This is a genomic window from Spirillospora sp. NPDC127506 (genome assembly GCF_040302145.1).
In the GTDB taxonomy this organism is placed as follows: Bacteria; Actinomycetota; Actinomycetes; order Streptosporangiales; family Streptosporangiaceae; genus Spirillospora.
The window spans coordinates 137337-156633 of sequence record NZ_JBEORG010000012.1 but is presented as its reverse complement, the minus strand read 5'-3'; the positions used below and the strand labels follow the sequence as shown (position 1 = coordinate 156633).

General features: G+C 72.1%; 19 protein-coding genes. 12 read left to right on the top strand and 7 right to left on the bottom strand.

All coding sequences use genetic code 11. The features are described from left to right. Positions 1-57: 57 nt before the first annotated feature. The 6 genes from ABTW95_RS14775 to ABTW95_RS14750 all read right to left on the bottom strand — a co-directional run bounded on the left by ABTW95_RS14775 (position 58) and on the right by ABTW95_RS14750 (position 7159). Positions 58-705, bottom strand: coding sequence for a SecDF P1 head subdomain-containing protein (locus ABTW95_RS14775; RefSeq protein WP_500226519.1), 648 nt, complete (start codon positions 703-705; stop codon positions 58-60). A gap of 39 nt (positions 706-744) precedes the next feature. After that, positions 745-1611, bottom strand: a complete 867-nt coding sequence (locus tag ABTW95_RS14770; RefSeq protein WP_396445835.1) for a ParA family protein — start codon at positions 1609-1611, stop codon at positions 745-747. 209 nt (positions 1612-1820) lie between these two features. Further along, positions 1821-2723 carry a site-specific tyrosine recombinase XerD gene (xerD, locus tag ABTW95_RS14765; RefSeq protein WP_500226518.1) on the bottom strand — a complete coding sequence of 301 codons (903 nt, stop codon included), beginning with the start codon at positions 2721-2723 and terminating at the stop codon, positions 1821-1823. Between the two features lie 152 nt (positions 2724-2875). Beyond that, a complete protein-coding gene (locus ABTW95_RS14760; RefSeq protein WP_396445772.1) occupies positions 2876-3514 on the bottom strand; it encodes an NUDIX domain-containing protein in 639 nt (212 codons plus the stop codon). Further along, the gene (gene pyrG, locus ABTW95_RS14755) at positions 3511-5181 is read right to left on the bottom strand and encodes a CTP synthase (RefSeq protein WP_396445771.1); all 1671 of its coding nucleotides are present in this window, start codon (positions 5179-5181) and stop codon (positions 3511-3513) included. The genes ABTW95_RS14760 and pyrG overlap by 4 nt, the downstream gene beginning before the upstream one ends. Before the next feature lie 160 nt (positions 5182-5341). Then, positions 5342-7159 carry a coiled-coil domain-containing protein gene (locus ABTW95_RS14750; protein WP_500226517.1) on the bottom strand — a complete coding sequence of 606 codons (1818 nt, stop codon included), beginning with the start codon at positions 7157-7159 and terminating at the stop codon, positions 5342-5344. 369 nt (positions 7160-7528) lie between these two features. Here ABTW95_RS14750 and pip point away from each other — a divergent pair, with 369 nt between their 5' ends. From pip to ABTW95_RS14690, 12 genes are all read left to right on the top strand, one after another. After that, entirely contained in the window at positions 7529-8494 is a 966-nt protein-coding gene (gene pip, locus ABTW95_RS14745) for a prolyl aminopeptidase (protein ID WP_500226516.1), read from the top strand. A 572-nt stretch (positions 8495-9066) separates the two neighbouring features. Continuing rightward, positions 9067-9615, top strand: coding sequence for a diaminobutyrate acetyltransferase (ectA, locus tag ABTW95_RS14740; RefSeq protein ID WP_500226515.1), 549 nt, complete (start codon positions 9067-9069; stop codon positions 9613-9615). Between the two features lie 53 nt (positions 9616-9668). Next, positions 9669-10931, top strand: a complete 1263-nt coding sequence (ectB, locus tag ABTW95_RS14735) for a diaminobutyrate--2-oxoglutarate transaminase (protein WP_500226514.1) — start codon at positions 9669-9671, stop codon at positions 10929-10931. 45 nt (positions 10932-10976) lie between these two features. Further along, entirely contained in the window at positions 10977-11378 is a 402-nt protein-coding gene (locus ABTW95_RS14730; RefSeq protein ID WP_500226513.1) for an ectoine synthase, read from the top strand. Next, complete coding sequence (thpD, locus tag ABTW95_RS14725; protein WP_396453855.1) at positions 11375-12283, top strand: ectoine hydroxylase; 909 nt, start codon at positions 11375-11377, stop codon at positions 12281-12283. The genes ABTW95_RS14730 and thpD overlap by 4 nt, the downstream gene beginning before the upstream one ends. 103 nt (positions 12284-12386) lie before the next feature. After that, positions 12387-13280, top strand: a complete 894-nt coding sequence (gene ehuB, locus ABTW95_RS14720; protein WP_396445763.1) for an ectoine/hydroxyectoine ABC transporter substrate-binding protein EhuB — start codon at positions 12387-12389, stop codon at positions 13278-13280. Between the two features lie 6 nt (positions 13281-13286). Beyond that, positions 13287-14003: an ectoine/hydroxyectoine ABC transporter permease subunit EhuC gene (gene ehuC, locus ABTW95_RS14715; protein WP_396445762.1), complete on the top strand. Its 717-nt coding sequence runs from the start codon at positions 13287-13289 to the stop codon at positions 14001-14003. Then, positions 14003-14656: an ectoine/hydroxyectoine ABC transporter permease subunit EhuD gene (gene ehuD, locus ABTW95_RS14710; protein WP_500226512.1), complete on the top strand. Its 654-nt coding sequence runs from the start codon at positions 14003-14005 to the stop codon at positions 14654-14656. Before ehuC ends, ehuD begins: the two co-directional genes overlap by 1 nt. Continuing rightward, a complete protein-coding gene (ehuA, locus tag ABTW95_RS14705) occupies positions 14643-15599 on the top strand; it encodes an ectoine/hydroxyectoine ABC transporter ATP-binding protein EhuA (protein WP_396445760.1) in 957 nt (318 codons plus the stop codon). Before ehuD ends, ehuA begins: the two co-directional genes overlap by 14 nt. 177 nt (positions 15600-15776) lie before the next feature. Then, positions 15777-16949: a thiolase family protein gene (locus tag ABTW95_RS14700; RefSeq protein WP_500226511.1), complete on the top strand. Its 1173-nt coding sequence runs from the start codon at positions 15777-15779 to the stop codon at positions 16947-16949. 3 nt (positions 16950-16952) lie between these two features. Continuing rightward, a complete protein-coding gene (locus ABTW95_RS14695; RefSeq protein WP_500226510.1) occupies positions 16953-17324 on the top strand; it encodes a Zn-ribbon domain-containing OB-fold protein in 372 nt (123 codons plus the stop codon). Between the two features lie 33 nt (positions 17325-17357). Next, a complete protein-coding gene (locus tag ABTW95_RS14690; protein WP_396445757.1) occupies positions 17358-18494 on the top strand; it encodes an NAD(P)H-dependent flavin oxidoreductase in 1137 nt (378 codons plus the stop codon). Here ABTW95_RS14690 and ABTW95_RS14685 read toward each other — a convergent pair. Further along, positions 18478-19245, bottom strand: coding sequence for an SAM-dependent methyltransferase (locus ABTW95_RS14685; protein WP_396445756.1), 768 nt, complete (start codon positions 19243-19245; stop codon positions 18478-18480). The two genes, ABTW95_RS14690 and ABTW95_RS14685, sit on opposite strands and share 17 nt — an antisense overlap. Between the last annotated feature and the right edge of the window lie 52 nt (positions 19246-19297).

Below are 19297 nucleotides of genomic sequence, written 5' to 3'. Positions count from 1 at the left end.
CGCTGTGCTCACCGGCCCAATGGTCCCATGCCCGGCGCGCCGCTCGGACCGGGGACGCTACCGCCCGGCCAGCCGGCGGACGAGGCTCTCCGCGCCTGCGCGGCCGCCGCCCGCCCCCTCGTCCGCGGGGCCGCTGATCTGCATCTCGCCTCCCGAGATGGGCGCCATCACCTCGGCGGGCTCGGAGATGAGCGTCTCGCCGAGGAGCATGCCCATCAGGCGGCCCGGCCGCTGTTCCGCGTACGCCTGCGCGGCCTTGCCGGTGAGCGCCGTGAACCCGGAGGCGTCCGCCCGGTTCAGCACGATGGTCACGGTCCATCCGGAGCGGCCGGCCGCCGGGTCGGGCGGGTTCGCCCTGACCTGCTCCAGCCGCCGCACGGTCAGCCGGTCCGGGCCGAACCTGTAGCAGGAGGACGCCCCGGCGACGGTGACCGCCCCGGCGCCGCAGGGCGCGTCGGACACCTCCTCGACCAGCGCGAACGTCAGCGGCTCCCGCAGGTCGACCGGTCCGGACGAGGCGACCGGCGCGGGACCGCCGCCGTCGCCGGCCGCGACGACGTAGGCGACGGCGCCGCCGATCGCGAGGAAGGCGGCGACGAGCGCGGCGATGAGCACGGGCACCGGCGGCACCGGCCCCCGGGCGGGCGGGGGCGGCGGAGGCGTTCCGGGCGGCGGGCCGTGCGGGGCCGGCGGGGGCTGTCCCATGTACGCGCTCCGCGGGGGTTCAGGAGATCAGGGGACGGATCAGCCGTTCTCCGCCCAGCGCACGAGGACCTCCCGTGCCAGGCTCCGGTACGCGTTCGCGCCCATCGAGGTCGGGTCGAAGAACGTGATCGGCTCGCCGGCGACCGTCGCGTCGGGGAAGCGCACCGTCCGGTTGATGACCGTGTGGAACACCTTGTCGCCGAACGCCTCGACGATGCGGCCGAGGACCTCGCGGGTGTGCAGCGTCCGCGAGTCGTACATCGTGCCGAGGACGCCGTCGATGACCAGGTCCGGGTTGATCCGGCCCTGGACCTTGTCGATGGTCTCCATCAGCAGCGCGACGCCGCGCATCGCGAAGTACTCGCACTCCAGCGGGATCAGCACGCCCTCGCTGGCGGCCAGCGCGTTGACCGTGAGCAGGCCGAGCGACGGCTGGCAGTCGATGAGGATGTAGTCGTAGTGCGGGACGGCCGACTTCAGCGCGCCCTGCAGGATGTACTCGCGCCCGACCTCGTGGACGAGCTGGACCTCCGCGCCGGACAGGTCGATGTTGCTCGGCAGCAGGTCCATCCCGTCGACGCCGGTCTCGATGACGACGTCCTCCCACTCGGTGTCGTGCTCGAGCAGCAGGTTGTGGATCGTCACGTCGAGCTGGCGCGGATCCCCTTTGCCGAGCCCGACCGACAGGGCGCCCTGCGGGTCGAAGTCGACGAGCAGGACGCGGCGGCCGTACTCGGCGAGCGCGGCGCCCAGGTTGATCGTCGTGGTGGTCTTGCCGACGCCGCCCTTCTGGTTGCAGACGGCCACGATCCGCGCGGGCCCGTGCTCGGCCAGCGGCTCCGGCTCCGGGAATGTCGGAACGGGTCGCTGCGTGGGTCCGAGGGCCCTGCTCGGATCGGTCTCTATGGTGGCGGAGGAAAGGACTCCATCCGCACTGTCGGTGCTGGTCACCAGATCCCTCCCCGGCGGCCCGGAAATGCCATCCAGAACGGGGACTCTAGGGGCGTCCACCCCCGGCCACAAGCCGACGCGCGCCGAACGTCGCGATTTGTGCCGCGACCGCTCCGCCCGATTCGTCCCCCGATGCGCCCCCGTCGCGCCCCTCCGGCGGGCGGTCAGCTCCGCGCCCGCGGGTGCGAGGTCGCGTACACCTCCCGCAGCAGCTGGACGGTCACCAGCGTGTACACCTGCGTCGTCGTCACGGACGCGTGCCCGAGCAGCTCCTGGACGACGCGGACGTCGGCTCCCCCGTCCAGCAGGTGGGTCGCGAACGAGTGCCGCAGCGTGTGCGGGGACACCTCCGACAGCTGGGCCCGGTCGGCGGCGGCGCGCAGCACCATCCACGCGCCCTGCCGCGAGAGCCGCCCGCCGCGGGCGTTCAGGAACAGCGCGGGCCCGCCGCGCCCCGCCCCGGCGAGCTCGGGCCGGGCGCGCACCAGGTAGGCGTCCACGGCCTCGCGGGCGTAGTCGCCGATGGGCACCACCCGGGCCTTGCCGCCCTTGCCGGCGACGCGGGCGAACCCCTCCCGCAGGTCGAGGTCGTCGACGTCCAGGCCGACGGCCTCGGAGATCCGCGCACCCGAGCCGTACAGCAGCTCCAGCAGCGCGCGGTCGCGCAGGCCGCGCGCGGTGCCCGGATCGCCGGCCGCCGCGGCGAGCAGCCGCTCCACGTCGGCGAGCGAGATGGCCTTCGGCAGCCGGCGCGGCGGCGTGGGCGGCTTGACGCCGTGCGCGGGGTCACCGGGGGCGAGGCCCTCCCGCAGCGCGAACCGGTGCAGCCCCCGCACGGCGACCAGCGCCCGCGCCGCCGACCCCGCCGACAGCGGCGGATGGCCGGCGTCGCCCTCCCGCAGGCCGACCAGGAACGCGCGGACATCCTCCTCGGTGATCTCGCCGATGGCCGCGCGGCCCCGCGCGTCCTGCACCTCGGCGTAGCGGCGCAGGTCCCGGCGGTAGGAGCTGAGCGTGTTGGCGGCGAGGCCCCGCTCGACGGCCAGGTGCGCGAGGTAGGCGCGCACGGCCGAGTCGAGCGCGGAACCCGTGCCCGCGTCCTGCGCGGCGCTCCGGGGGGACGGGCTCGGGGACAGTGCGGCACCTCTTCCGGCCGTGGGACTCCGGGGACCCGCCCATCATGCCCCCTCCGGCCGCCGGAGGGGGACCTCATCGGGGCCTAGTCCTCGGGCGCGTCGGCGGGCCGCAGGCCCCGGAAGCCGGCGTCGCGCGCCGCCCGCGCCGCGAGCACCCCCATGCACGCGATCATGTTGTGCAGATCGCCGGCGAGGACCTTGCGGACCGCCTCGTCCAGCGGCACCCACACGACCGGCATGTCGGCCTCCTCGTGGACGCGCTCGAAGTCGATCTCGCCGGCGGGTACCTCGGCGAGGTCGCGGGCCAGGAAGATGCGGACGCGCTCGTCGGCCATGCCGGGCGAGGTGAACACGTCGACCAGCGTGTCCCAGCGCGCGGCGCGGTACCCGGCCTCCTCCAGCAGCTCCCTCGCGGCGAGCTCGTGCAGCGGCTCGCCGTCCACGTCCCGCAGCCCGGCGGGCGCCTCCCACAGCATCCGGCCCACCGCATGCCGGTACTGGCGCAGCATCAGCACCCGCTCGCGGTCGTCGAGGGCGAGGACGCCGACGGCGCCGACGTGCTCGACCACGTCGCGGGCGACGGCCTCGGTGCCGTCGCCCCGCGGCATCTCCACCCGGTCCCTGCGGACGCCGAACACCGGCCCCCGGAAGGCCCTGGACGACTCCAGGACCTTCCAGCGCTCGGGGCGGTCGCGGACGTCGCCGACGCCGAGGCCGCTCACGCGTCGCCCGCGCGCTGCTCGGCGTAGTCCAGGGCGGCGGCGATCAGCCCCTTGAACAGCGGGTGCGGGCGCGTCGGGCGGGACCGGAACTCCGGGTGCGCCTGCGTGCCGACGAAGAAGGGGTGCCGCTCGCGCGGCAGCTCCACGTACTCGACGAGCCGCCCGTCCGGGGACAGCCCGGAGAAGCGGAGCCCGGCCTCCTCCAGCCGGTCGCGGTAGGCGTTGTTGACCTCGTAGCGGTGCCGGTGCCGCTCGGACACCTTCGCCTCCCCGTACAGCTCCCGCACGACCGACCCCTCGGCGAGGTCGGCCGGGTACAGGCCGAGGCGCATCGTCCCGCCCATGTCGCGCTCCCCGGCGACGACGTCGAGCTGGTCGGACATCGTCGCGACGACCGGGTGGGCGGTGGTGGCGTCGAACTCGGCGCTGCCCGCGTCGGCGAGCCCGGCGAGCGTCCGCGCCGCCTCGATGACCATGCACTGCAGGCCGAGGCAGATCCCGAGCAGCGGGATCCGGTTCTCCCGGGCGTAGCGGACGGCGCCGAGCTTGCCCTCGATGCCGCGCACCCCGAACCCGCCGGGGACGAGCACGCCGTCGACGCCGTCCAGCTCCCGCTTGGCGCCCTCGGGGGTATCGCAGTCGTCGCTCTTCACCCAGCGGATGCGGACCCGGGCGTCGTTGCCGAACCCGCCGTGCCGCAGCGCCTCGGTGACCGACAGGTACGCGTCGGGCAGGTCGATGTACTTGCCGACCAGCGCGATGGTGACCTCGCGGGCGGGCTTGTGGACGCGGCGGAGCAGCTCGTCCCAGGCGCCCCAGTCGACGTCGCGGAACGGCAGGTCGAGCCGCCGCACCACGTAGGCGTCCAGGCCTTCGGCGTGCAGCACCTTCGGGATGTCGTAGATGGACGCCGCGTCCACCGCCGACACGACGGCCTCGCGGTCCACGTCGCACATCAGGCTGATCTTGTGCTTGAGCCCGTCGGTGATCGGCCGGTCCGACCGGCACACGATCGCGTCGGGCTGGATGCCGATGGAGCGCAGCGCGGCGACCGAGTGCTGCGTCGGCTTGGTCTTCAGCTCCCCGGACGGGCCGATGTAGGGCAGCAGCGACACGTGCAGGAAGAAGCAGTTCTCCCGGCCGATCTCGTGCCGGATCTGGCGGACCGACTCCAGGAACGGCAGCGACTCGATGTCGCCGACCGTGCCGCCCACCTCGGTGATGACGATGTCGACCTCGGTGTCGTCCGCCATCCCGCGGATCCGGTCCTTGATCTCGTTGGTGATGTGCGGGATCACCTGGACGGTGTCGCCGAGGTACTCCCCGCGCCGCTCCTTGGCGATGACGTTGGAGTAGACCTGCCCGGTGGTCACGTTCGCCGACCCGTGCAGCTCGGTGTCGAGGAACCGCTCGTAGTGGCCGATGTCGAGGTCGGTCTCCGCGCCGTCGTCGGTGACGAAGACCTCGCCGTGCTGGAAGGGGTTCATCGTGCCGGGATCGACGTTGAGGTAGGGGTCGAGCTTCTGCATGGTGACCCGGAGGCCGCGAAGCGTGAGAAGCCGTCCCAGGCTGGACGCCGTCAGTCCCTTGCCGAGGCTGGAGGCGACACCGCCGGTGACGAAGAGATGCTTGGTAGGACGTGGTCTACCAATGGCTGCCGATGGCAAGAAGGCGCTCCCGTGGTCGTGATGAGGCGGACGAGTCTCACCGTCCACGGGCCACCAGGATAACAAGTGAATTCCCCAGGCAGGACGCTACCCGGAAGGCGGGGCGCCGCCCCGGAGCGGGCGCCGGCGGTGGCGGCCGCAGCCGCGGCGGCCGCCTCCGTCAGAGGCGCGGCGTCGCGGCGCTCGGCATGATGGTGCGCAGCTGGCGGGTCAGCTCGTCGATCAGGGAGCGCGCCTGGTCGGCCGCCTGGCGGGCGGCGTCGCGCTCCTGGGACAGCTCGGCGATCTGGGCGCGCTGCTCGGTGACGGCCTGGGCGAGCTGGTCGACCCACTGGTCGCGCTCGGCCAGCTTCTCGGCGACGGCGTCGCGCTCGGCGGCCATCTGCCGCATCGCGGTCACCGCCTTGTCGCGCTCGCGGCCGGCCTGGTCGGCGCGGCCCCGGGCGAGGGTGAGCTCGGACTCCGCGCGGGCCTGCGCCTGGACGGCGGCCTCCCGCGTCCGCTCGGCGGACTCGCGGGCCTTGGCGGCGGCGTCGCGCTCCCGCTCGGCCTTCTTGGCGGCCTCCAGCGACTGGGCGGCGGTGTCGAGGGCCTGCTGGCGCTCGGACTCGGCGGCGTCGGCGCGGGACACGGCCTCCTGGAGGCGGCGCTCGGCGTCCTGCGCGCGGCGCTCGGCCTCCTGGGCGCGGCGCTCGTTCTCCTGCGCGCGGCGCTCGGCGACCTCGGCGCGGCGCCGCGACTCGTCGGTCTCCTTGCCCGCGGCGACCACGGCGTGCTGCAGGTTCTGCGCGGTCATCTCGGCGTCGGTGACCTTGGCGCGCAGCTGCGACAGCTCCCCGTGCGCCGCCTCCAGCGCGCGGGACAGCTCCGCGGCCTGCTCGGCGACCCGGTCGCGCTCGGACTCGGCGGAGCGGCGGGCGTTGGCGGCGTCCTCGACGGCGCGCAGGGCGTCGTCGCGGGCCTCGCTCATGGCGTCGCGCTGCTGGATCGCCTGGCGGACGGTGGCCTCGGCCTCGGCGACGCGGCGCTCGGCCTGCTCGACCTGGGCCTGCACCTGCTCCATCTGCGCGCGCGCCTGGTCGGCCTGGGCGCGGGCCTGGTCGGCCTGGACGCGCCCCTGCTGGGCCTGGTTCCACGCGGCGGCGGCGTCGCGCTGCGCGTTCTCCTTCTCGGTCTGGAGCGCGGCGATCTGCGTGACGGCCTCGTTCTGGACCTCGGCGGCGCGGCGCTCGGCCTCCGCCAGCTTCCGCTCGGCCTCGACGGCACGGCGCTCGGCCTGCTCGGCCTGCCCGCGGGCGCGCTGCACCTCGCCCCAGGCGGCGGCCGCGTCGCGCTGGGCGGACTCCTTCTCCTGCTGGACGGCGGCGACCTGCGAGGCGACCTCGTTCTGCGCCTCGCCGAGGCGCCGCTCGGCCTCGACGGCGCGGCGCTCGGCCTGCTCGGCCTGCCCGCGGGCGCGCTGCACCTCGCTCCAGGCGGCCGCGGCGTCGCGCTGCGCCGATTCCTTCTCCTGCTGGACGGCGGCGACCTGCGAGGCGATCTCGGTCTGCGCCTCGTTGACCTTGCGCTCCCCGGCGGCGAGCGCGTCGCCGATGAGGTCGGCCATCTGGCGGAGCCGCTCGACGATGTCCCACGGCTGGGCCTCGGGCCGCTCCTCGGAGGCGAGCACCAGCTCGCCGCCCCGCCCGTGCCGGCCGCCCTGCGGCTGGGGCGGCTGCGGCTGCGGCGGCACGCCCTGCCCGCTCTGGGCGTGCTGCGGGTGCTGGGCGGACTGGGCCTGCTGCGCGGGCTGGGCCTGCTGGCCGGGCTGGGCGTGCTGCGCGGGCTGGCCGGGCTGGGCGTGCTGTCCGGGCTTGGCCATGTGGATCGGCTGCTGGGCGGCCGGCCGCGCGCCCTCGGGCGCCCGGCCCATCGCGGGCCAGGGCGCGGCCGCGTCCGGGACGCCGCGGTTGCCGCCCGATCCGTTCAGCTCGCTCACGGTTCTCCTCGCCTCACGGCCGGGAGCCCGGCGGCCGGCATGGCGCCGCCCCGCCCGCTCGCCGCTTTCCTCGGACGGCCCGTCACTTCGCTCACGTGTCTCCTCGCCCGGCGGCGCGCGGCCGCGTTCGCGGGGGTCGTTGCGCACATCTCGTTCGCTCCGCTGCCGGCCCCGTGGCTCCTCGCTTCGCTCACTAGAGGCACTCTAGTCCCGACCAGCGGAGCGTTTGCCCAGTTTGGGGTTTAGTTTCTCGACGGCTCCGCGGCGTTCCCGCACGCAGGACGCCTGACGGCGGCCGGTACGGGCCGAGTCACGGTGCCGCGGGTCACATCCGGCCGGCGGCCGCGGCGGGTGGGACAATCGCGCCCCATGGAGCTTCGCACCCTGTATCCGCCGATCGAGCCGTACGACTCCGGACTGCTCGACGTCGGCGACGGCGATCGGATCTACTGGGAGGTCTGCGGGAACCCCGAGGGCAAGCCCGCGGTCATGGTGCACGGCGGGCCGGGGGCCGGGTGCAGCCCGGCGCACCGCCGGCAGTTCGACCCCGAGGCGTACCGGATCGTGCTGTTCGACCAGCGCAACTGCGGGCGCAGCCTGCCGCACGCCAAGGACCCGGAGGTGTCGCTGGAGGCGAACACCACCTGGAACCTCGTCGCCGACATGGAGCGGCTGCGCGAGCACCTGGGCATCGACCGGTGGCTGGTGTTCGGCGGGAGCTGGGGCAGCGCGCTGTCGCTGGCGTACGCGCAGAAGCATCCGGAGCGGGTGACGGAGCTGGTGCTGCGCGGCGTCTTCACGCTGCGGCCGTTCGAGCTGTACTGGTTCTACCAGGAGGGCGCGTCCCTGCTGTTCCCCGACCTGTGGGAGAAGTACGTCGAGCCGATCCCGGAGGACGAGCGGGAGGACCTCATCTCCGCGTTCCACGAGCGGCTCAACTCCGCGGACCGGGACGTGCGGATCGCGGCGGCGAAGGCGTGGGCGACGTGGGAGGGCTCGACGATCACGCTGCGCCCCGACCCGGAGCTCGCGGACGCGTTCGGCGAGCCGGACTACGCGGTGGCGTTCGCACGCATCGAGAACCACTACTTCGTCAACGAGGGGTTCTTCGAGGACGAGCAGCTCATCCGGGACGTGGACAAGATCCGCCACATCCCGGCGGTGATCGTGCAGGGCCGCTACGACGTCTGCACCCCCGTGGCGACGGCGTGGGACCTGCACCGCGCGTGGCCGGAGGCCGAGTTCCACATCGTCGACGACGCGGGCCACGCGTTCAGCGAGCCGGGCATCCTGCACCGCCTCATCGAGGCCACCGACCGCTTCGCCGGCCGCTGAGCCGGACATGCCATAACAAGATTATCGGAAAGCCCGGAACAGGCCGGGGTTCGCCGTCCGCGGCGGGCCCCGGCCGGCTCGTTCCCGGGTCGAATTTCCCATTTTCTTACTCGCCGGCGATCGACGCCTTACCTCTAAGCCAGCGACTCTGCCCCTTGAAGGCAACCGGATGCGGGCTCCCAGAACGCGCGTGAACGCCGTGGTCCCCACGCGTCCCAGCGCGCCCGCGACCGGACGACCTCGTCGGATGCGACGTGACGCCGACCGCACCGGGACCGTTGACAGCGGATTCGAGTGACTTACCTCACACAACCGATACACAGAACCCCTCGCCAAGCGACGCCAAAACATTAAGCTGACGTTCAGGAAACGTCCTGGCGCCTTCTCCGGCGCACCCGGCAGTACCTCCTGCGTAGCGGCGGGAAATGCGCACCAAGTCTCGCGCGACCCCGGTTTGAATTGCACCGAATTCGGCAAAGCCCTTAACCCTACCCACTGCGCAGCGCCGTCAAACATCTCGCAGATAACATTCATCTGCGATCACGGGGCGAGATTCGCTAAGTTGCCTGGACATGGCAGCGCAACCCCTGGAAACACCGACCCGACGCCCCGAGATGAACGAGACGAACGAGGAAGTGCAACTCCAGGAGCCGAGCCTCTCCGACGGCCCCGGGCTTTGGCGACTCGCCCGGGACTCGCAGGTTCTGGACGTCAACTCGCCGTACAGTTACACGCTCTGGTGCCGCGATTTCGCGGACACTTCCGTGGTGGCCCGCGACGGCGGCGTCCCGTGCGGTTTCATCACCGGCTACGTCCGGCCGGCCCGCCCCGACACGTTCTTCGTGTGGCAGGTCGCCGTCGACGCCGCCCACCGCGGCCAGGGCCTCGCCCGCCGCATGCTCGACCGCCTCGCCGACCGGCTCGCCCCGCGCGGCCACCGGTACATGGAGGCCACGGTCACGCCGGGCAACACCGCCTCCACCGCGATGTTCGAATCGTTCGCCCGGGGCCGCGGATGCGAGCTCGCCCGCAGCCCGCTGTTCGGCGCGGAGCACTTCCCCGAGGGGGGACACGAGCCCGAGGTGCTCTTCAGGATCGGCCCGATCGCCGCCGCGAACTGACCCACTCCACACTCCCTCACCCGCTCCCCCACCCCGACTGCCTGGAGGCAGAGATGGACGTTTTCGCCCGCCTGGAATCGGAAGTCCGCGGCTACTGCCGCGGCTGGCCCACGGTGTTCACGACCGCGCGCGGCAGCCACATGACCGACGAGAACGGCAAAACCTATCTCGATTTCTTCGCCGGCGCCGGAACGCTCAACTACGGGCACAACAACCCGCAGCTTAAACGCCGGCTGCTGGACTATCTCGCCGGCGACTCGATCGTGCACAGCCTCGACATGTACACCGCCGCCAAACGCGAGTTCCTGGAACGCTTCAACGAGTACGTCCTGGAGCCGCGCGGGCTCGACTACAAAATCCAGTTCCCCGGCCCCGCGGGCAACAACTCGGTCGAGGCCGCGCTGAAACTCGCACGGAAGTACACCGGCCGCGAGACCGTCGTCAGCTTCACCAACGCCTTTCACGGCATGACGCTCGGCGCGCTCGCCGTCACCGGCAACTCGATGAAGCGCACCGGCGCCGGCGTGCCGCTCGGCCACGGCGTCGCCATGCCCTACGACAACTACCTGGACGGCCGGACGCCCGACTTCCTGCTGTTCGACACGATGCTGGACGACAGCGGCAGCGGCCTCGACAAGCCCGCCGCCGTCATCGTGGAGACCGTGCAGGGCGAGGGCGGCATCAACGTCGCCACCGCCGAGTGGCTGCGCGGCCTGCAGGACCTGTGCCGCCGGCACGACATCCTGCTCATCGTCGACGACGTGCAGATGGGCTGCGGCCGCACCGGCTCCTTCTTCAGCTTCGAGGAGGCCGGGATCACCCCGGACATCGTCTGCCTGTCCAAGTCCCTCAGCGGATACGGGCTGCCGTTCGCGGTCACGCTGATGAAGCGGGAGCTGGACGTGTGGGAGCCGGGCGAGCACAACGGCACCTTCCGCGGCTTCAACCCGGCGTTCGTCACCGCCGTCGCCGCGCTGGAGGACTACTGGACCGGCGACGGCTTGGAGAAGCAGACCCTCGCCAAGGGCCAGCAGGTCCAGTCGGCGCTGGAGGAGATCGCGCTCGCGCACGCCGGCGCCGTCGACTCCGTCCGCGGCCGGGGCCTCGCCTGGGGCCTGGTGATGAAGGACGCCGAGGCGGCGCCGAAGGTGTGCGGCGAGGCGTTCGCCCGCGGGCTGCTGATGGAGACCTCCGGCCCCGAGGGCGAGGTCGTCAAGCTGCTGCCCCCGCTGACCACCACCGAGGCGGAGCTGGCCCGCGGCCTGGAGATCATCGCGGACTCGGTCGAGGCCGTCCGCACGAAGGTCTCGGTCTGAGCCGGCGCACCGCACGCCCGGCACACGACTGGAAAGAGGAGATCAATGATCGTTCGTTCCCTTGACGAGATCGTCGGCACCGAGCGCGACGTCCAGGCGCCCACGTGGTGCAGCCGGCGGTTCGTGCTCGCCAAGGAGGGCGTCGGATTCTCGCTGCACGAGACGATCCTGTACGCGGGGACCGAGACGAAGATGTGGTACGCGAACCACATCGAGGCCGTCTACTGCATCGAGGGCCACGGGGAGCTCACCAACGACGAGACCGGTGAGAAGCACGAGATCCGGCCCGGCGTGATGTACCTGCTGGACGGCCACGAGCACCACACGCTGCGGGCGCACACGGACGTCAAGACCGTGTGCGTGTTCAACCCGCCCTGCACCGGCCGGGAGGTCCATGACGAGAACGGTGTGTACCCGCTGCTGACTGAGGAGGACGCAGACGCATGAGCATCATCGAGTCCCATCCGACCATCGACGACGCCTACCCCACCCGGAAGGCCGCCGAGGCGGCGCTGCTGTACCGGCAGGACCCGGTCGTGTACGGCGCCCCGCAGGACGGGCCGATCGACGGCGCCACCCTCGACTCATTCGAGGCCAACGGCTTCCTGACCGTCGACCAGCTGCTCGCGCCGGAGGAGGTCGAGGACTACCGCGCCGAGCTGCGCCGGCTGTCGTCCGACCCGGAGGTCCTGGCCGACGAGCGCACGGTCACCGAGCGCGGCTCGAACGAGGTCCGCTCCATCTTCGAGGTCCACCGGATCAGCGAGGTCTTCGCCGGCCTCGTCCGCGACCCCCGCGTAGTCGGCCGGGCCCGGCAGATCCTCGGCTCGGACGTGTACGTCCACCAGAGCCGGGTCAACTACAAGCCGGGGTTCACCGGCAGGGACTTCTACTGGCACTCGGACTTCGAGACCTGGCACGCCGAGGACGGCATGCCGCGGATGCGCGCGGTCAGCATTTCCATAGCGCTCACCGAAAATTTCGTGCACAATGGCGGGCTAATGATTATGCCTGGCTCGCACAAGACCTTCGTGGCCTGCGTCGGGGAGACCCCCGACGACCACTACAGGGAATCCCTGCGCAGCCAGGAGATCGGCACGCCCGACCCCAACAGCCTCTCGATCCTGGCCGACAAGCACGGGATCGAGCTGTTCACGGGCCCTGCGGGCTCCGCGACCATGTTCGACTGCAACTGCATGCACGGGTCGAACGGCAACATCACCCCCTTCCCGCGCTCCAACGTGTTCATCGTCTTCAACAGCGTTGAGAACACGTGCGTCGAGCCCTTCTCGGCGCCCGCGCCCCGCCCGACGTTCATCGGCGCACGCGATTTCACCCCCGTGGCCGGCTGACCGAATCACAACAATTCGATAACCCCGACCGCTCCGCCCCGCGCCCGCGGGGGCCGTGCCAGGCCCCCCGCGGGCGCGACGGCACACCGACAGGAGTTCAACGATGACTTCTTCGAGAAGAGATTTCCTCCGCACCGCCGTGCTGCTGTCCGCCGCGGTCCCGCTGGCCGCGGCGGGCTGCTCCACGACGGATCCGGAGCAGGAGAAGGCGGGCGGCGGCACGCTGCAGAAGGCCAAGGACGCCGGCTCCATCACGGTGGGCTTCGCGAACGAGGCGCCGTACGGCTACACCGACAAGTCCGGGAAGCTGACCGGCGAGGCGCCCGAGCTGGCCCGCGTCATCTTCAAGAACCTCGGCATCGACGACATCAAGGGCGTCCAGGTCGACTTCGGCGGGCTGATCGCCGGGCTCAACGCCAAGCGGTTCGACGCGATCGCCGCCGGCATGTTCATCACGCCGGAGCGGTGCGCGTCCGCGGCGTTCGCGAACCCCGAGTACGTCGCCAAGAGCGCCTTCATGGTCAAGGAGGGCAACCCCAAGGGCCTGAAGAACGAGAAGGACCCGGCGGCGAAGGGCGTCAAGGTCGGCGTCCTGACCGGCGCGGTCGAGGCGGACTACGCCGAGAAGACCGGCGTGAAGAAGGGGAACATCAAGACGTTCGCCGACCAGGCGAGCGCCTACGAGGGCCTCAAGGCCGGCCGCATCGACTGCATCTGGCTGACCCGCATCTCGCTGGCCGACCTGCTGTCCAAGCACAAGGGCGAGGGCTTCGAGGTGACCGACCCGTTCACCCCGGTCATCGACGGCAAGGAGCAGCTCGGCGCGGGCGCGTTCGCGTTCCGCAAGGCCGACGCGGACCTGGTGAACTCCTGGAACGCCGAGCTGGCCAAGCTGAAGCAGCAGAACGGCCTGCTGCCGATCCTGCAGCCCTTCGGGTTCACCCAGGACGACATGCCGGGCCCGGACGACACCGCCGCCAAGTTCTGCAAGGGCTGATCCTCCGTGTCCGACGTCCTCGACAGCTACTCCCAGTGGCTGGACGGCGCGTGGGTCACGGTCAGGCTCACCCTTCTCGGCGGCGCGCTGGCGCTGGTGCTCGCCCTGCTGTTCGGCATGGCGGGCACCTCGCGCCACGCGTGGGTGCGCGTGCTGAACCGGGTGTACGTGGAGTTCTTCCGCGGCAACGCCACGCTGGTGCTGCTGTTCTGGTTCTTCTACGCGCTCCCGCTCATCGGCCTCCGGTTCACCACGATGTTCGCGGCCGTGCTGGCGCTCGGCCTGAACGTCGGCGCCTACGGCGCGGAGGTGGTGCGCGGCTCGATCAACGCCGTGCCGAAGGCGCAGTACGAGGCGACGGTCGCGCTGAACTTCACCCCGTTCCAGCGGATGCGCCGGGTGCTGCTGCCGCAGGCGTTCGCGCTGATGCTGCCGCCGTTCGGCAACCTGCTCATCGAGCTGATGAAGGGGACGGCGATCGTGTCCCTGGTCGGGCTCGTCGACCTGACCCGCGTGTCGAAGAACATCCAGGGCAGCACCGGCGAGACCGTCGCGGCGTTCTCGGTGGTCCTGGTCCTGTACTTCGTCGTCGCGCAGCTGCTGCAGCTGTTCGTCCGCTACGCCGAGCGCCGCGTGGACCGCATGCTCGGCCGCCGGCTGCCCAGTGAGCCGTCCCTCGGGACGATCGCGGCGGGCGCCCCCGGAGCGGGGGTGGCCGGCTGATGAGCTGGGACTGGCAGTACTCCGGGGAGATCCTCCCCGACCTGCTGCGCGGCCTGCGGTACACGGTCATCGCGACGCTGGCCGGCTACGTGATCGCAATCGTGCTCGGCCTGGTGTGGACGCTGCTGCGCCGCACGCCGAGCAGGGTCTTCAACCAGGTGATCCGGTGGGTCACCGAGTTCATCCGGTCGACGCCGCTGATCCCGCAGCTGTACTTCGTCTTCTTCGTCCTGCCCGCGTGGGGCATCACCATCGGGTCCCTGACCGCGGGAATCATCACGCTGGGGATCCACTACTCGACGTACACGGCGGAGGTGTACCGGGCCGGGATCGCGGACGTGCCGAAGGGGCAGTGGGAGGCGTGCACCGCGCTGAACCTGCCGAGGTCGCGGGTGTGGCTGGACGTGATCCTGCCGCAGGCGATCCGGCGCGTGATCCCGACGCTCGGCAACTACCTGATCGCGATGTTCAAGGACTCGCCGATGCTGCTGGCCATCAACGTCGCGGAGCTGCTGTTCTCCGCGTACAAGGTCGGCTCGCAGAGCCTGCAGTTCCTGGAGCCGATCACCATGGTGGGCCTGTTGTTCGTCGTGGTCAGCGTCATATCCTCGATACTCGTCCGCCGCTTGGAGAGGCGTTATGCCACCACGTAACACCGACGCAGCCGGCCCCGGGGACGCTGGGGGCAGCCCCTCCCCGGAGAGCGCCGGCACCACACCGGAGGCGCCCGAGGGCGCCGCGGCGGACACCGCCGCGGAGAAGGGCGTCTCCACGCAGAAGGGCGCCGCGCCCGAGGGCGCACCGGCGGCGGAGCTGCCGCACGGCGCCGCGCCGGGGATCCGCTTCGAGAAGGTGGTCAAGCGGTTCGGCTCCAACGTCGTCCTGCGCGAGCTCGACTTCACCGTGGAGCCCGGCGAGCGGGTGACGCTCATCGGGCCGAGCGGGTCGGGCAAGACCACGATCCTGCGGCTGCTGATGACGCTGGAGACGCTCGACGAGGGCCTCATCTGGATCGGCGACGAGACGCTGTGGCACATGGAGCGGGGCGGCAGGCGCGTCCCGGCGAACCAGAAGCACCTGCACGAGATGCGCAAGCAGGTCGGCATGGTGTTCCAGCAGTTCAACCTGTTCCCCAACATGAACGTGCTGCGCAACCTCACCGAGGGGCCGGTGCGCGTGCTGGGGGTGCCGAAGGACGAGGCGGTCGAGCGGGCCCGCGGCCTGCTCGACATGGTGGGGCTCTCCGACAAGGAGAACGCGCACCCGACGCAGCTGTCCGGCGGGCAGCAGCAGCGGGTCGCGATCGCGCGGGCGCTCGCCATGCAGCCGAGGGTGCTGCTGCTGGACGAGGTCACCTCCGCCCTGGACCCCGAGCTGGTCGTCGGCGTCCAGGACCTGCTGCGCGACATCGCCCGGCAGAGCGACCTGACCATGCTGTGCGTCACGCACGAGATGAACTTCGCCAGGGACATCTCCAACCGGGTCCTGATGTTCGACCAGGGCCAGATCGTGGAGGAGGGCCCGCCGGACCAGATCTTCGGCGAGCCGTCCGAGCAGCGCACCCGGGACTTCCTGCAGGCCGTCCTGGCCTCCTGAGCGCCTCCCGGCACGTCGCCCGCGTCCCCGTCGCCCCGGGGACGCGGGCGATTCCCGTTCCGGGCGGCGCCCTGCCGCGCGGTCGCCGCATCCGCGCCCGGTCCCGATCACCCCGCCCGCACCGGTACCGAATGACGTTCTGTACCGTGGCATCCACGGGACGAGGAGAGCGAGGCGATGGGGATTCCCAGGGGCACGTCGATCGTGGGGCTCGGGATGACCGAGCTCGGCAAGGTGTACGGGCGGAGCCCGCGGCGGCTCGCCGCGGACGCGGTGCGGCTCGCGGCGCGGGATGCGGGGCTGGCCCTCGGCGACCTGGACGGGCTGCTGGTCAGCCACGGGATGGGCGGCTCCCCCGGCATCGAGCTGGCCGGCACGCTCGGGCTGCGCGACCTGCGGCTGCTGTCCCAGGTCAACGCGTTCGGCGCGACGGCCGGGGCGATGGTGTCCTACGCGGCGGCGGCGGTGCTGAGCGGGACCGCGACCGCGGTGGCCTGCGTGTTCGCCGACGCGCCGCTCAAGCCGAAGCAGTCGGCGGGCTCGGCCTACAACCGCAGCGCCCGCGAATGGTACGGGTTCGGCGGGATGACGGCGGCGCTCGGGCTGCGCAGCGTCAACTCGTTCTACGCGCTCGCCGCCCAGCGGCACATGGCCCGGTACGGCACGACCAGCGAGCAGCTCGGCGCGATCGCCGTCTCGACCCGCGCGTGGGCGTCCCGCAACCCGCTCGCCCAGATGCGCGACCCGATCACCCTGGAGGACCACCAGAACTCCCGCTGGGTGTCCGAGCCGCTGCACCTGCTGGACTGCTGCCTCGTCTCCAACGGCGCCATCGCCGTCATCGTGACCGGCGACGACCGCGCCCGCGACCTGGCCCGCCCGCCGGTCCACCTGTGGGGATGGGGGCAGGGGCATCCCGGGCACCGCAAGGAGCGCGGCAGCGACTTCGGCCTCACGACGGGCGCCGTCTCCTCGGGGGCGACCGCGATGAAGATGGCCGGGATCACCCCGGCCGACGTCGACGTGTGCGAGCTGTACGACTGCTACACCTACACGGTCCTGGTGTCGCTGGAGGACTACGGGTTCTGCGCGAAGGGCGAGGGCGGGGCGTTCGCCGCGTCCGGGGCGCTCGGGCCCGGCGGGTCGCTGCCGACCAACACCGGCGGCGGGCAGCTGTCGGCCTACTACATGTGGGGCATGACGCCGCTGTCGGAGGCCGTGATCCAGGCGCGCGGGGACGGCGGTGAGCGGCAGGCGCCGTCCAACGACGTGATCCTCGTCAGCGGGAACGGCGGCATCCTCGACCACCACTCCACGCTGATCGTCAGCCCGCACCGGAAGGGGGCCTGAGCCATGGACATCGGCGTTCTGCGGCGGGACGGGCGGACCGACCCGTTCTTCGACGGCACCGCGTCCGACCGGCTGGTCATCAAGCGGTGCGAGGCGTGCGGCCTGTGGTTCGCGCCGGACGCGTCCGGCTGCCCCGAGTGCGGGGAGGAGGACCTCGGCTGGGCGGAGGCGAGCGGCGCGGCGACGCTGGTGACCTGGACCGTCCTCCCGAAGGACCCGCCCGCCTTCCTGGCGCTGGTCGAGCTGGCCGAGGGCCCGTGGCTGCACGCCCGCCTGGACGGGGTGGCGCGCGGCGACCTGCGCGAGGGCCTGCCCCTGCGGGTGACGTTCGAGCACCCCGCCGAGGGCGAGTCCTACATCCTGTTCCGCCCCTAGACCGAATCACATTCGGTCCGTTAGCGTCGGGGCATGAACACCGAGGTCTGCAAGCGATTCGGCATCGAGTTCCCGCTCTTCGCCTTCAGCCACTGCCGCGACGTCGTCGCCGCCGTCACCAACGCCGGCGGCTTCGGCGTCCTCGGGGCCGTCGCCTACACCCCCGACCGGCTCGAAGAGGAGCTGCGCTGGATCGACGACCGCGTGCACGGACGCCCCTACGGCGTCGACGTCCTCGTCCCCGGCAAGATCGACGAGTCGGCCCGGAGCGGCGGCGGCCTCGACGCCATGCTCGCCGCGATCCCCGACGAGCACTGGACGTTCCTCACCGGCCTGTTCGAGAAGTACGACGTCCCGCTGCCCGACTTCGAGAAGGCGAAGCGGTCCAACGCGCGCAGCGGGACGCAGGTGACGGCGAAGGGCGCGACCGAGCTGATCGACGTGTCCCTCGCGCACCCCATCGGCCTCATCGCCAGCGCCCTCGGCACCCCTCCGCCGCTCATGGTGGAGAAGGCCCGCGAGGCGGGCGTCCCGGTCGCGGCCCTGGTCGGCACGTCCGAGCACGCCCGCCGCCAGGTCGCCGCCGGGGCGGACCTGATCATCGCGCAGGGCGGCGAGGCCGGCGGGCACACCGGGGAGATCTCCACGATGGTCCTGGTCCCCGAGGTGGTCGACACCGTCGCCCCGGTGCCCGTCCTCGCCGCGGGCGGCATCGCCACCGGCCGCCAGATGGCCGCCGCCCTGGCCCTCGGCGCGTCCGGCGTCTGGTGCGGCTCGGTCTGGCTCACCACGGAGGAGGCGGAGACGTCCCCGGCCGTGAAGGAGAAGATGCTGGCCGCCACGTCCCGCGACACGATCCGCTCGCGGTCCCGCACCGGCAAGCCCGCCCGGCAGCTCCGCTCCGCCTGGACGGACGAGTGGGAGGGCCCCGCGAGCCCCGGCCCGCTCGGCATGCCCCTCCAGATGATCGTCGCCGAGGGCGCGATGCGGCAGATCACCAAGGCCGCCGAGTCCGGCAACCCGGGCGCCCGCGCCCTCGCCAACTACTTCGTCGGCCAGTGCGTCGGGCTGATGAACACGGTCAAGCCCGCGCGCCAGGTCGTCTACGACATGGTCGAGGACTTCGCGGACGCCGTGGAGCGCCTCAACGCCATCACCGAAGCGGACTGACCGGGGCGCCTGTGCCCGCGGTGTCGCGCAGGACGAAGACGCCCCAGCCGAGGTACCGCCGGTTGTAGGTGAGGTAGGAGCGGCGGGACGTGTCGGCGAACTCCCGCATGGCCGGAGCGTCCGGGTCGCCCGGGTTGGCCTTGAGCCATTCGTGGATCGTCCACCACTGCGAGGCCGCGTAGCGATCCCAGCTGTCGGGGTCGGCCAGGACCATCTCCACCAGTTCGAGCCCGGCGGCCTCGAAGCGGTCGAGCGTGCCGGGCAGCGACGCGAACTCGTCCCGCGCGAAGCCGAGCGCCCGGTGGGCCTCCCCGGGCGGCTCGTCGGTCCAGAACGGCTCGCCGATCAAGAAGAGGCCGCCGGGTTCGGCGGCGGAGCGCATGAGGCCGATCGTCCCGGCCAGGCCGCCGCCGATCCAGGTCGCGCCGAGGCAGGCGACCGCGTCGAAGCGGGCGGAGGCCCGGTAGCGGCCGGCATCGCCCTGTTCGAAGGTCACGCGCCCGGCGACGCCCAGCTCGCCGGCTCGCCGTCGCGCGGCGGCGAGGAACACCTCGCTCAGGTCGACCCCGTGGCCCGCGGAGCCGAAGGCCGCCGCCCAGCGGCACAGCATCTCGCCCTTGCCGCACGCCAGATCGAGGATGCGAGTGCCGGGGCCGATCCGGCTCACCTCGCCCAGCAGGAGGAGCTTCTCCTCGGTGAACGGGTTGAGGATGCGGTGATCCGCTTCGGAAATCTCGTGATAGCGCAGCAAGCAGGGTCTCCGAGGACGCGCGGTGAGGCCGATACCGGTCAGGATGCCGCCC

Coding starts and splice junctions, on each gene's coding strand:
- ABTW95_RS14775 (WP_500226519.1), bottom strand. CDS start 705: ATGGGACAGCCCCCGCCGGCCCCGCACGGCCCGCCGCCCGGAACGCCT.
- pip (WP_500226516.1), top strand. CDS start 7,529: ATGGAGCTTCGCACCCTGTATCCGCCGATCGAGCCGTACGACTCCGGA.
- ectA (WP_500226515.1), top strand. CDS start 9,067: ATGGCAGCGCAACCCCTGGAAACACCGACCCGACGCCCCGAGATGAAC.
- ectB (WP_500226514.1), top strand. CDS start 9,669: ATGGACGTTTTCGCCCGCCTGGAATCGGAAGTCCGCGGCTACTGCCGC.
- ABTW95_RS14730 (WP_500226513.1), top strand. CDS start 10,977: ATGATCGTTCGTTCCCTTGACGAGATCGTCGGCACCGAGCGCGACGTC.
- thpD (WP_396453855.1), top strand. CDS start 11,375: ATGAGCATCATCGAGTCCCATCCGACCATCGACGACGCCTACCCCACC.
- ehuB (WP_396445763.1), top strand. CDS start 12,387: ATGACTTCTTCGAGAAGAGATTTCCTCCGCACCGCCGTGCTGCTGTCC.
- ehuD (WP_500226512.1), top strand. CDS start 14,003: ATGAGCTGGGACTGGCAGTACTCCGGGGAGATCCTCCCCGACCTGCTG.
- ehuA (WP_396445760.1), top strand. CDS start 14,643: ATGCCACCACGTAACACCGACGCAGCCGGCCCCGGGGACGCTGGGGGC.
- ABTW95_RS14700 (WP_500226511.1), top strand. CDS start 15,777: ATGGGGATTCCCAGGGGCACGTCGATCGTGGGGCTCGGGATGACCGAG.
- ABTW95_RS14695 (WP_500226510.1), top strand. CDS start 16,953: ATGGACATCGGCGTTCTGCGGCGGGACGGGCGGACCGACCCGTTCTTC.
- ABTW95_RS14690 (WP_396445757.1), top strand. CDS start 17,358: ATGAACACCGAGGTCTGCAAGCGATTCGGCATCGAGTTCCCGCTCTTC.